Genomic DNA, 12,461 nt, shown 5'->3' on the forward strand with positions numbered 1-12,461 from the left:
AGTTTCTCACCTCAATAGAGGTAATGTTTTGGCAATAGTTCTAAATTCTGTATTATGTATAAGTTTGCTTGTCAAACAACTCTTTGTTTTTCACTGCAACAAAAATGCTGCTGATAATTTTTTGCAAGTGTACAATTTAATCTTGAATTACCCCAGAATGATATGCTAAATAATAATAAAAGTGTAGCAAAAACAATGTGATTTTAAAAAAATATTTCATTATTTTGCGTTAAACGCAATAATAAAGATAAATGATGAAAGATATAAATCGTATAAAAGTCGTGTTAGTGGAGAAGAAACGGACAAGCAAATGGTTGTCCGAGCAATTAGGAAAAGATCCTGCAACAATCTCAAAATGGTGCACTAATACGTCACAACCAGATTTAGTAACATTGACCAAGGTAGCTGTTCTATTGGATGTTGATGTTCGTCAGCTTATCAATAAAACGAAAGGTACTAACACTGATGATTAAAAATCATTAGTTCAAAAAATGATTAATAATGAATACAAAAGCAAAACCATTCATCAAATGGGTTGGTGGTAAAGGGCAACTCATTGAACAACTAGAGGCAAAACTTCCAGCTGACTTTGATAATTGGGATAATGCGACATACATAGAGCCATTCGTTGGCGGTGGTGCTATGTTGTTTTACATGCTGCAACAGCATCCAAATATCAAACGTGCCGTAATCAATGACATCAATAGTGACTTGATTACTTGTTACAAAACGGTGCGTGACAATGTGGAAGAGTTGATTCCTGCGTTGCAGAAAATTCAAGCGCAATATTATGCTTTGCAAGACATGGAAGCGAAACGTGAGATGTTTATGGTTGTACGCCAACGCTACAATGAGAAGAATCTTGACCCGATAGAGAATACGGCAAAATTCTTTTTTCTAAACCGTACTTGCTTCAATGGATTGTATCGTGTAAACAAAAAGGGCTTATTCAATGTTCCTTGTGGAAAGTATATGCAACCACAGATTTGTGACGAAGATACGCTTAGAGCAGACAGCGAGTTATTAAAAAGAGTGGAAATCTTAGAAGGTGATTTTGAGAATACTTTGCTTTGTGCGCAAGGTAAGGTATTATTTTATTTTGATCCTCCTTACCGTCCACTTAGTGGCACTTCAAGTTTTAATGATTATACAAAAGAAGCGTTCAATGATGATTCACAAGTCAGGTTGAAGGAGTTCTGTGACAAAGTGGTAGCCGAGGGGCATAGCTTTATGCTGAGCAATTCAGATTGCAAAGGAAAGAATGAAGCAGATAATTTCTTCGATGTCTTATATGCAGATTATTATATAGACAGAGTTATGGCTTCTCGTAATGTGAATGCAAACGGAGCTAAGCGAGGAAAGATATCTGAACTGTTGGTTCATAGTTACCGCAACACAAAAGATTGGCAAATGAACGATATAAGCAACCACAAGCCACAACGTGTGGCTATAAAACAGAAAGCTTATGCTTAAAGATTTCGATAAATTCATGTCTCAACTCAAAGAGACAAACCAAACGTTGGACTTCTTCTGTGACTTTGAAAAAATCTCACAGAATGTGGAGGATATAAAGTTGAGCCTGTGTATGCTCAACAGTCTCATTGGGGCATCCGACTTACGTAAAAGTATTGAAACAATATGGAACAGGGATAAGAATGCCTTTTCCGTTATGGATATATTGGTGGCAGTTCGTACTCGTGACAAGAAAAAGATACTTGATTCTGTTGGGAACTGCGTACCATTGGAAGGTATGTTCAACTCTGTAGATTCTGTTATGGCATTCTTGACAGAAACAGGACTTGGTGATGTCCTTCAAAGTCAGAAAATTAAGAATCTTGTAGATTATGTTTTTGGCATTGAAACAGGATTGGATACAAACGCAAGAAAGAACAGAAGCGGACACGTTATGGAGAATATGGTAGCCAACATTCTCACGAATGCTGGTGTTCCTTTCAGACAAGAAGTATATTCGAGAGAATGGTCTGCAATTACAGATGTGTTGGGAGATGATGAAAAGCGTTTTGACTTCGTTGTTGAAACTCCATCAAAAGTTTATCTGATTGAAGTCAACTTTTATAGTGGAGGTGGCTCAAAGCTAAATGAGGTTGCACGTTCATATTCTGATATTGCACCGAAAATAAACTCCGTTGAGGGTTTTGAATTTGTTTGGATTACAGATGGTATAGGTTGGAAATCTGCAAAGAACAAATTGCAAGAGGCATACGGAATTATCCCAAGTGTGTATAATCTAACATCTGTTCAAGATTTCATAAATAATATAAGATAGTTATGACACAAAAGGAAAATTTCTCTGTATTCTTTGATAATATAACAGAAATAAAAATAGGTCTTAATTATTATACGGACTTCAAAAAGGTCATGAACAATATCAAGACCATATCCTTGCGACTTACCCAATTGAACTATTTGGTAGGGCAAAAAGATATGCGTAAGGCGGTAGAAGAGCTTTGGGAAGAGAACCCTAAAGCTTTCTCTGTTATGGGAATACTTGTTGCTGTCAGAAAAAAGCAAAATAAAAAAGCATGGGGGCGTGACGGAAGTGAGCGTCTCGTATATAACTACTTTGATAGTGTTGACCATATAATGGAGTTTATCGAAGACTCAGGATTGCTCACAATTTTACAAGATGAACACATTAAAAATCTTGTTGACTATGTTTTTGGCGTAGAAACAGGTCTTGATACTCATGGACGAAAAAATCGTATAGGAGAAATCATGGCTTCCAGAATTGCCCAACAATTTGATGAGGCAAATATATCTTATGAACGTGAAGTTCAATCAAAGATTTTTCCTGCCATAAAATCAGTATTAGGAAAGGATTCTAAAAGATTTGATTTTGTTATTTCATGTCCAGGCAAAAAATATTTGGTCGAAGTAAACTATTATGGAACGCAAGGCTCAAAAGTTACAGAAATTCCACGTTCGTATATGGATGTTGCCAAGAAAATAAATATAGTAGAAGGTTTTGAGTTCGTTTGGATTACAGATGGAATTGGTTGGAAAAAAGCCAAAGAACAACTGAATGAGGCTTATGATGAAATTCCAAATGTATATAATCTAAGCACATTGCAAGGTTTTATAAATAAGATTCTTCAAAACGCCAAGAACTAAGGCTATACGAAACTTTCAAATGGTACAATCATACTATAAATCATCCAACAATGATTTCGCTCTTGCTCATGGCGACTGTTTCAAACTTCTCAAAGATTTTGACTTCAAGTTTGACATGATATTTGCCGACCCTCCTTACTTTCTATCCAATGGTGGAATATCGTTGCAGAGAGGTAAGGTCGTGTGCGTAGATAAAGGTGATTGGGACAAAGGCAAGTCGCAAGAGGATATGTTGGCATTCAACATGGAATGGCTACGTCTGTGTCGTGACAAGTTGAAAGACAATGGTACTATATGGATTAGTGGAACTTATCACAACATCTTTTCTGTGGCTAATTGTCTGACGGAACTTGGCTATAAAATTCTGAATGTGGTTACTTGGCAGAAGACCAATCCTCCTGCCAACATCTCATGTCGTTTCTTCACCTATTCCACGGAGTTTGTAATTTGGGCAAGAAAGATGCAGAAAATTCCGCACAAGTTTAACTATGACTTGATGAAAGAACTGAATGATGGTAAGCAAATGACAGATGTATGGCGAATGCCTGCTATCGGTCGTTGGGAAAAGACTTGTGGCAAGCATCCGACACAAAAGCCTTTGCGCTTGCTCGTCCGGATGATTCTTGCATCAACCAATCAAGGCGATTGGATTCTTGACCCATTTAGCGGAAGTTCCACGACAGGTATTGCCGCCAACTTATGTGGACGACGATTTGCAGGACTTGAACAAGAGGAAGATTTTTGTAAGTTGAGCAAAGCAAGACGTGAAGAAATAGAAAGTCTTGAAAACTATGCCAATCTACTAAATCACATAGAAGACTTGCACAGGTTGAAAGATTATTCTATGGCAAATGAAGATATTAGTGATTACAACCAAATGCCATTTTAGTTTGCTAATACATTTTATGAATTAATTTTTAGATAGGTTTATGACAAAACTTAATATTGACCAGAAGACAGTAACTCGGACTTCTTGATACCAGACTATCAGCGTCCTTATGCTTGGGGTGATGATGAGTGCAAGACACTTTGGGAAGACCTGTTTAGCTTTTCTTTCCCTAGTGACAACACAGATCAATTCAATGACAACGATGAGTACTTTCTCGGTCCAATGGTCACATTTAAGAATGATGACAGAAAAAAAGGAAATTATAGATGGACAGCAGCGTCTTACAACATTGATGTTGCTACTTCGTGCTTTCTATAATAAACTGGGGCATATACAAGATACTCGTTCAGTAAAAATGAAAGAGGGTATAGAAAAGTGCATTTGGCGTGCCAACGGATTCGGTGAATACAATAAGGATGACTTGAAAATAGACTCAGAGGTTGCCACAGACAATGACAAAGATGAGTTTCTTGATATTCTTAAAAATGGTGATGCAGCAGGAAAGCATAGCAAATATGCCTTGAATTTTCGGTACTTTGAAAAAGGAATTGACATATTTCTTTCTCACTACCCAAGTTATTTTGCGTATTTTCCACTTCGTATTCTGAACAACTGCGTACTTCTTCCAATCGAAGCAGAATCGCAAGATACTGCATTGCGTATTTTCTCTACACTCAATGATAGAGGTAAGCCACTTTCTGATGCAGACATCTTTAAGGCTCAGTTCTACAAATACTATTCTTCACTTGGCAAGAAAGATGATTTCATAGCCATTTGGAAAAACTTGGAAGTGATTGCGTCTGAAGTATTTCATCCAATCAGTGGGACACCCTTGGACGAACTCTTTACACGCTACATGTACTATGAGCGTGCATTGCAGGGAAATAAGTCATCAACGACAGAATCGTTGCGTAAGTTCTACGAGAAAAACAATTATGAACTGTTCAAGAAAGAGTCAACACTTGAAAACCTTGTCCGTTTGGCTCATTTTTGGCAAGATGTAAACAATCAAGATGAGGAACGGTTCTCCATCCGCATCCTCAAATGTTTGTTTGTGCTAAACTATGCGCCAAATGGTATGTGGACTTACTTTGTTTCGGTTTTCTTCATGCATTTCCATGATGATAACGATGAACTCGAAGAGGAAAATTTCTTCCACTTCTTGAATCGCATTATAGGATTCATTTGGGCATATGCAATCACGAATCCTGGTGTTAACTCCTTGCGTACTCCAGTGTTTGCGGAGATGGTGAATATTGTAAACGGTACAGACGTAACATTCAACAATTTCCTGTTTGACGAGACAAGGTTCAGAGCGCAATTCTCCAATTATGTGTTCTCCAACAATCGAGCTATCACTAAATCAATGATAACTTGGTGGGCATACACCTTTGCCAACCAACCATTGCTTTCTTTGGAGAATACTTTTGATATAGAGCATATATTCCCACGTAATCGCCAACAGAAGGAAAACAGCTTAAAGAATCCATATTCATTAGAAATGCTTGGAAACAAATCTTTGTTGGAACGCCGTATAAATATACGTGCATCTGATTATTGTTTTGTTGATAAAACAAAATACTACATGGGGGCCAAACTGCCAAAGGACAGAAAGAAGGCACAAACATTGCCGAACTAAAAATGTAAGCCAATGAACTTACAGATTATACAGAACAAAACATAACAGAACGTTCAAAATACATACTTGATGGCTTTGTTGAATATCTAAAAACAAATGCCTTAATAAAGGGTTGCCAAGCTACAAACGCTTAAAAAAGTGTTTGCTTGGATGATATTCATCGCTTATGTTTATGCTACAAAGCAAGACATGGGCGATGAATGTTGCACATATGTTTCTACTTCTCCATGACTTTTTCTTTTTTGTCAAAGTGTCAAAGCCGAATATGGTATGGGCAAAAAATAGGGGACGCCTTTTGAAAAGTGTCCCCTTTATGGTAAAAGCCGCACCGATGATGTGATGAAAACTCCGAGCTAACAAGATTTGAGCGCCCGTCACCTTTGTAATCCACCGGCAATTAAGCTACCCGAAGGCGTGGCCCGCCATTAGTGAGCGAAGCATTCTCGGTTTTCTGAAATAAATTGATGAGTATCCCAATCTAACCGATGCGGCTCCTTTTTCTACATGACAAAGGTAAGTCATTGTACCCAAAAAAGCAAATAAAATGCCTGTTTTTTTAGATTGGAAATGAAAAGCCCCGCTTCTTTTCCGTAAAGGAGCGGGACTGTCAGGGGGGGCTTATTTGAAATGTTCCAGAAGTTTTTCCAGTTCGGTGGTAGAAATGATTTCCACACTGCCGTGTTTCACTTCCGTGGGGTTCCGGATTTCGTCATCGGATATAGGATACCATTTGTGTTGGGACGGGTCGGTACAGCCCGTATAGCTTACTCCCCGGTCGCCATTGAACTTGTCGAAATAGAGGAACCACCCTTTCCCGCCTATCACCGGAAAGACTTCCGGACCTTCGACTTCTATGTAGCGTGATGGCAGTAGCGGAGTGGAACCTTCGAAGCGCTGCACGCACGGGTCGAGGCTTTTCGATGTGGCACAACGGATGGTCTTCTCTCCGTTCCGTTCGTCCTTATAGTAGGCATAGTATGTGCCCCCTTCTTTCAGGATGGTCATGTCGATGGCTGTGAAGCCCGGGTCGAAGTAGACAGCCGGAGTGGAGAAGGTGAGCCAGTCTTTCGTGGTACAGTAATGATGTACCTGCCGGTCGCCGATGCGGGAGGACCAATAGAGGTAGAACGTGCCGGTCTGTTCGTCGTAAGTGAATTCCGGTGCCCAGGCGTTGGGCGATACGGGGCCGCCGTCGTGCCCGTCCATCAGCATGATTTTCCCGTCGTCGGTACGTGTACCGCCGTTGGCGGCTGTCCAGTGGATGAGGTCGTCGGACTCCCAGTGGAACAGGGCGGGATGGTCCCATCCCCAGGTATGTACGAGATGGAATTTGGTTTTACCATTGTGCGTGACACGGTGCAAATAAGGGTCGCGCAGCCAGACGCCGTCGTCGTAAGCATTGAAAACGGGGCGGCTGCCGTTGATGTCCGTCCATGTCTTTCCGTCGCAGCTGTAGGCATAGAACAAATGTTGTGCGCTGGCTTTGAAATAAGACATGAGGTACACGCTGTCGGTGGCCTTGACCTCCGGCATGGCTTTCCGTCCGGGCATGGGGGCGACGGTATATTCCTCTACAGGGATGTATTCTGTGTAGCGCAGGCCCGCGTCGATGTATTGTCCTCCGTGGCCTTGGTGGGCATGGATGGCCATGACATTGTCGCTGTTCGGTTTCAGTGTGGCCAACGCTTCCGGGGCGATGGGTTGCGCCACGTAGCGTGTGGTATATCCTTTGACTTCGTATGCTTTGACTCCGTTGAGATAGACTTCGCAGTCGTCATCTTGGTAGAGCCATAGTTGCAAGGCATTGATTTGTTCCTGCGAAAGGTTGCCGATGGAGAAGTGGCGGCGTATGTAGATGTCGGATGTGTTCCATGCGCTCCGCACGAAAGTGTTGGGCGGGCTACCGGCACCGAAACCGGCTTCTCCTTTGTCCCACTGGCTGTCGTCGAACGATGGGGCGTACCAATCGCCGGACGGCGTAACGGTGGTATAACTCCACGCCTCGTCGGACGATGTATCCGCAGCGCCGACCACTACTGTCTGGCGTGAGCGGTTGTGTATGGTGCGCAGGATCTCTTCGCGTACGGAAGCCCGTTCCTCCGGGGCTATCTTGAACACCTTGCGGTCGTAAGTAAGCAGTCCGTTCAGTTCTTGTTCCACGTCGCTCGTCTGCGTATATACGGATGCCCAAAGGCCTTGTTCCTGTAAACCTTGCAAGGCGACGGTATAGGCGTTGAACCTTTCGGCCAAAGCTTTGCTGTCCGGCACGGAAGTGTATTCCATGTCGTTGCCTTTCCACAGCTGCCCGTCCACTTTGAGGGTGATGCCCCCGTATTCTCCGCATACGGCTACCCGTTCGTTGAGCGGATTGCTTTGGAGCGAAGGCACGGGATAGCTGTGTTGGTCGATGATGTCGCCCACCTCGAAGTCCACCCATCCGCTTGCTGCGTCGATTAGTCGTGTGCTATCGGCGTTGCGGATGGCTTCCACACCCTGGCGTGTGTGGACGTCGTTGCCTGAAGCGTATTGTCCCCATCCCTCGTTGTAGGCTACCCATACGACGATGCAAGGATGGTTTTTCAGCGTGTTGACGACGCGTGTACACTCATCGTAGAAGTTCTGCCGGATGAAGTCCTGGCTGCCGATGCTGCCGTTTTCGTCGAAGTTCTTGCTAGGCATGTCCTGCCATACGAGCATACCCATTTTGTCACAGTAATAATACCAGCGTGCAGGTTCTACCTTGATATGCTTGCGTATCATGTTCATGCCCAACGATTGTACGGCTTCTATGTCGTAGCGCATCCCTTCGTCTGAAGGAGGAGTAAGCAGGCCGTCCGGCCACCATCCTTGGTCGAGCACACCGAATTGGTACAACGGTTTGTTGTTCAATAGCATGCAGGGATGTCCGTCCACCATACCCCGGCTGATTTTACGCATGCCGAAGTATCCTTTCACCCTGTCGGTCTGCATGCCGTCATGATGCAGGCTGATGTCCAGGTCGTAAAGATGGGGGGAGCCGGGCGACCACAGTTTGGCTTCCGGTATGCTGAGCGTGTGGGGCGCGTTGACGGACATTCCGGTGAGTTTGGCTACCGTTTTTTGACCATCTTTGACGATGATGTCGGCCGTGGCGGACGTGCAGTCCGACGTGATTGTGAGCGAAACGGTGCCTGCATCGATGTCTGACGTCACATCGTAGCGGCTGATATGCGCAGGGGAGACCGGTTCAATCCATACAGTCTGCCAGATGCCCGTTACCGGGGTGTAGAAGCATCCGCCCGGTTTGAGGGTTTGCTTGCCCAACGGTTGCCCGCCGTGGGTCGTGGGGTCTGTGACGGTTACTTGTATTTCCTGTTCCTCCCCGTCGCGGAGCAACTTTGTGATGTCCATGGAGAACGGGTCGTTGCCGCCGCTGTGGCTCCCGGCTTTTTGTCCGTTGACGTACACGGCACATTTCCAGTCCACCGCCCCGAAATGGAGCAGGATGTGCCGGCCTTTATAGGCTTTGGGAAGTTTGAACGTACGTTGGTATACGAAAGTAGACCGGGCGTTTTCTTCGAAATTCGTATCCATGATGCCGGACAGGGCCGATTCTATGGGAAAGGGAACCAATATCTTTTGGTTTAACTCCGTAGGCGGCAGGTTGTAACTGAGGTCTGCCGACTTCTTCTTGCAGTAATCCCAAGGGCCGTTGAGCGACATCCACTCGCTGCGTTCCATTTGTGGACGCGGATATTCGGTCCATACTTTGTCGGGGTTGATTTTTTCACCCCACTCGCTCATGATGGGAGCTTTTTTCCGAACCCAATCCGCAGCCGTCAGGTTGGCAGCCGCCGTCAAGGCAAGGACGGTGAATAGGTCTTTCAATAGGTTGTGTTTCATAAAATCAAAATATGTTTAAATGACGCACAAATTTAATGGTTCGTGTTACGGTTCATTGTATGTATTTGGGAAAAAGGCCGTTGGAAGTGTTTTTTTGATGCAAAATCACCAATTCGTGACGTAAAAAGGGTCGGTTTTATTTTGTTCTACGCCCTTCATCCCTTATCTTTGTACGAATACTTTTAAAGAGCAAACCCACAAGTTTATGAAACTGCATTTCTCGATAGAATATCTGACGCATTGGGGGGAAGACGTCAGGGTGTCCTTGACGTTGGTCGATGCAAAGGGACGTACCCAGACACAGACTTATCCGTTGGAAACCCGTGATGGCCACAGATGGACGGGAGAAGTGCTCATTACTGACGGACGCATCCGGTCTTTTTATTATCATTATAGTATATATAAGGAAGGCCGTAAGTTCCGGACGGAATGGGGCTTCATACCTCGCCATTTCAGGGTCGACGTTACCCAAACTTATTTGTTCCGGGACAACTGGCAGGATGTCCCCCTCTTGTCCCACCTTTATACATCCGCTTTTACGCAGTGTGTCCGTCCGCATATGGCCGAGACGGAAGAATTGCCGTATTTCAACAGTACATTGATGTTGAAGGTGAGTGCTCCTCAGCTTGAGGAAGGGCAGGCGTTGGCTCTCCTTGGGAACCAACCGGCACTGGGGGAGTGGAATCCGAATTTTGCGTTCCGCATGAAAGAGACGGGGCTGTACGAGTGGAGTGTGACCTTGAGTGCGGCCGGTGTCACTTTTCCCTTGGAATATAAATATGTCGTCATTGATGCGAAGACGGGCGATTTCGTGGCGTGGGAAGGCGGAGAAAACCGTGTGCTGCCGATAAGCGGGGTGGCAAAAGACGAAGTGGCCGTTATCTCGGATCCTCCGTTGCGGATTCGGGGAAACCGTTGGAAAGCGGCCGGTGTGGTCATACCCGTTTTTTCATTGCGCAGCGAAGGCAGTTGCGGGGTGGGGGATTTCGGCGACCTGAAAACCATGGTCGATTGGACGGTGCTTACCGGGATGCGCGTCATCCAGCTGTTGCCCGTGTACGATACGACTATCCATAAGAATTGGATGGACTCTTATCCATATAATAGTATTTCCATTTATGCGCTCCATCCCCAGTATGTCGACTTGCGCCAGTTGCCGAAGCTTGCGGACGAAAAGGAAATGGCGGAATACGAAGAGCGTCGGGCTGCTTTGAATGCTTTACCCCAAGTGGACTACGAGGCGGTAAGTGCCTTGAAGCAAGAGTACCTGCATGCCGTGTTCCGTCGTGAGGGTAAAGAAATGCTGTCCTCCGGACGCTATACGGCTTTTTTCAAGCGTAACGAAGATTGGTTGGTGCCCTATGCGGCGTTTTGCGTGTTGCGCGACCGTTTCGGGACGGCCGATTTCCACGCATGGCCGGAGTATGCGGAATACAGGAGGGAAGACATACGTGCCTTTTGCCGTCCGTCCGCTCCGGCCTATGAGGAAGTTTCTTACTACTATTATGTACAGTTCTGCTTGCATGAACAGCTGTTGGCGGCTTCCGATTATGCTCGTGCGAAGGGAATTATCCTGAAGGGGGACATCCCCATCGGCATCAGTCGCAACAGTGTGGAGGCTTGGGTGGAGCCGTACTACTTTAACTTGGACGGTCAGGCCGGTGCGCCGCCCGATGATTTTTCGGTCAACGGCCAGAACTGGGGCTTTCCTACTTATAATTGGGAAGTCATGCTCGAGGACGGTTGCAGTTGGTGGGTGCGTCGTTTCCGTAAGATGGCCGAGTATTTCAATGCCTATCGTATCGACCACGTGTTGGGATTCTTCCGGATATGGGAGATTCCGTCCGATTCGGTACATGGTTTATTGGGGCATTTCTCTCCTTCGCTTCCGATGAGTGTGGAAGAGATTGAGAGCTATGGGCTTCGGTTCCGGAAAAATTATTTTACCCATCCCAATATCAGTGATTGGGTATTGGATAAACTGTTCGGTGAACGTGCCGAGGAAGTGAAGGCCGTTTATCTGGATGCTTTGGGCATGGACTGGTATGCGATGAAGCCCGAGTATGACACTCAACGCAAGGTGGAAGCGGCTTTTGCCGGGAAGACTTCGCCCGAAGATGTGGCTTTGCGCGAGGGGTTATACGCGCTCATCAGCAATGTGCTTTTCATTCCCGACCCGAAGCAGCCGGACAAATATCATCCGCGTATTTCGGCTCGGTGCGATTATCTGTACCAGACATTGAGCGAGGAAGAGAAACGGGCTTTCGATGCCTTATACGAAGATTATTACTACCATCGGCACAACGAGTTCTGGTACGGGCAGGCCATGCGTAAACTGCCCGTTTTGGTGGAAGCGACTCAAATGTTGGTGTGTGCCGAAGATTTGGGCATGGTGCCGGCATGTGTCCCATGGGTGATGGATGACTTGCGCATCCTGACGCTTGAGATTCAAACCATGCCCAAGAAGTTCGGGCTGAAGTTCGGACGGTTGGAGGAAAATCCTTACCGGAGTGTGGCCACTATATTTACCCATGATATGCCCACCCTTCGCGGATGGTGGGAAGAGGATGCCGTGCGCACGCAACAATATTTCAACGAGGTGTTGCAGAAAGACGGGGAGGCTCCGGCTTCCATACCCGGTTGGTTGTGCGAAGAAGTGGTGGCACGTCATCTTTATTCTCCTTCGATGCTCTGTCTGATTTCGTGGCAGGACTGGATGTCGATAGACGAACGGTTGCGTTATCCCGATGCGGATTTTGAACGTATTAATGTACCTTCCAATCCGCGAAACTACTGGCATTACCGTATGCACCTGACGATAGAGGAGTTGATGGGGTGCGACGACTTGAACCGGAAAATCCGTATGCTGATTACGCATAGCGGAAGAGATTGAAAGCTTTTATTCATATTCAAAAATAA

The 12,461-nt window shown here is 45.3% G+C and carries 8 protein-coding genes and 1 pseudogene; 8 read left to right on the forward strand and 1 reads right to left on the reverse strand.

Annotated features, from left to right (window positions below):
* Nucleotides 1-254 precede the first annotated feature (254 nt).
* From HMPREF9442_RS01590 to HMPREF9442_RS16590, 7 genes and pseudogenes are all read left to right on the forward strand, one after another.
* Complete coding sequence (locus HMPREF9442_RS01590; protein ID WP_040602469.1) at nucleotides 255-473, forward strand: helix-turn-helix transcriptional regulator; 219 nt, start codon at nucleotides 255-257, stop codon at nucleotides 471-473.
* A 28-nt stretch (nucleotides 474-501) separates the two neighbouring features.
* Nucleotides 502-1,473, forward strand: a complete 972-nt coding sequence (locus HMPREF9442_RS01595; protein ID WP_008624559.1) for a DNA adenine methylase — start codon at nucleotides 502-504, stop codon at nucleotides 1,471-1,473.
* The gene (locus HMPREF9442_RS01600; RefSeq protein WP_008624566.1) at nucleotides 1,466-2,287 is read left to right on the forward strand and encodes a type II restriction endonuclease; all 822 of its coding nucleotides are present in this window, start codon (nucleotides 1,466-1,468) and stop codon (nucleotides 2,285-2,287) included. The genes HMPREF9442_RS01595 and HMPREF9442_RS01600 overlap by 8 nt, the downstream gene beginning before the upstream one ends.
* Before the next feature lie 2 nt (nucleotides 2,288-2,289).
* A complete protein-coding gene (locus HMPREF9442_RS01605; protein WP_008624568.1) occupies nucleotides 2,290-3,132 on the forward strand; it encodes a type II restriction endonuclease in 843 nt (280 codons plus the stop codon).
* A gap of 19 nt (nucleotides 3,133-3,151) precedes the next feature.
* A complete protein-coding gene (locus HMPREF9442_RS01610; RefSeq protein WP_008624569.1) occupies nucleotides 3,152-4,021 on the forward strand; it encodes a DNA-methyltransferase in 870 nt (289 codons plus the stop codon).
* Between the two features lie 84 nt (nucleotides 4,022-4,105).
* A pseudogene (locus tag HMPREF9442_RS16585) lies at nucleotides 4,106-4,688 on the forward strand (DUF262 domain-containing protein); the annotation flags it as partial.
* Between the two features lie 579 nt (nucleotides 4,689-5,267).
* Complete coding sequence (locus tag HMPREF9442_RS16590) at nucleotides 5,268-5,660, forward strand: GmrSD restriction endonuclease domain-containing protein (RefSeq protein ID WP_232038516.1); 393 nt, start codon at nucleotides 5,268-5,270, stop codon at nucleotides 5,658-5,660.
* 618 nt (nucleotides 5,661-6,278) lie between these two features.
* Here HMPREF9442_RS16590 and HMPREF9442_RS01620 read toward each other — a convergent pair.
* Nucleotides 6,279-9,542, reverse strand: a complete 3,264-nt coding sequence (locus tag HMPREF9442_RS01620; protein WP_008624575.1) for a glycoside hydrolase family 2 — start codon at nucleotides 9,540-9,542, stop codon at nucleotides 6,279-6,281.
* A gap of 205 nt (nucleotides 9,543-9,747) precedes the next feature.
* Here HMPREF9442_RS01620 and HMPREF9442_RS01625 point away from each other — a divergent pair, with 205 nt between their 5' ends.
* A complete protein-coding gene (locus HMPREF9442_RS01625) occupies nucleotides 9,748-12,435 on the forward strand; it encodes a 4-alpha-glucanotransferase (protein ID WP_040602463.1) in 2,688 nt (895 codons plus the stop codon).
* Nucleotides 12,436-12,461 lie beyond the last annotated feature (26 nt).

Source organism: Paraprevotella xylaniphila YIT 11841, assembly GCF_000205165.1.
GTDB lineage: Bacteria > Bacteroidota > Bacteroidia > Bacteroidales > Bacteroidaceae > Paraprevotella > Paraprevotella xylaniphila.

Bases quoted from the DNA above. Each gene is read 5' to 3' on its own strand.
- HMPREF9442_RS01595 (WP_008624559.1), top strand. From the start codon at position 502: ATGAATACAAAAGCAAAACCATTCATCAAATGGGTTGGTGGTAAAGGG.
- HMPREF9442_RS01625 (WP_040602463.1), top strand. From the start codon at position 9,748: ATGAAACTGCATTTCTCGATAGAATATCTGACGCATTGGGGGGAAGAC.
- HMPREF9442_RS01600 (WP_008624566.1), top strand. From the start codon at position 1,466: ATGCTTAAAGATTTCGATAAATTCATGTCTCAACTCAAAGAGACAAAC.
- HMPREF9442_RS16590 (WP_232038516.1), top strand. From the start codon at position 5,268: ATGGTGAATATTGTAAACGGTACAGACGTAACATTCAACAATTTCCTG.
- HMPREF9442_RS01610 (WP_008624569.1), top strand. From the start codon at position 3,152: ATGGTACAATCATACTATAAATCATCCAACAATGATTTCGCTCTTGCT.
- HMPREF9442_RS01620 (WP_008624575.1), bottom strand. From the start codon at position 9,542: ATGAAACACAACCTATTGAAAGACCTATTCACCGTCCTTGCCTTGACG.
- HMPREF9442_RS01605 (WP_008624568.1), top strand. From the start codon at position 2,290: ATGACACAAAAGGAAAATTTCTCTGTATTCTTTGATAATATAACAGAA.
- HMPREF9442_RS01590 (WP_040602469.1), top strand. From the start codon at position 255: ATGAAAGATATAAATCGTATAAAAGTCGTGTTAGTGGAGAAGAAACGG.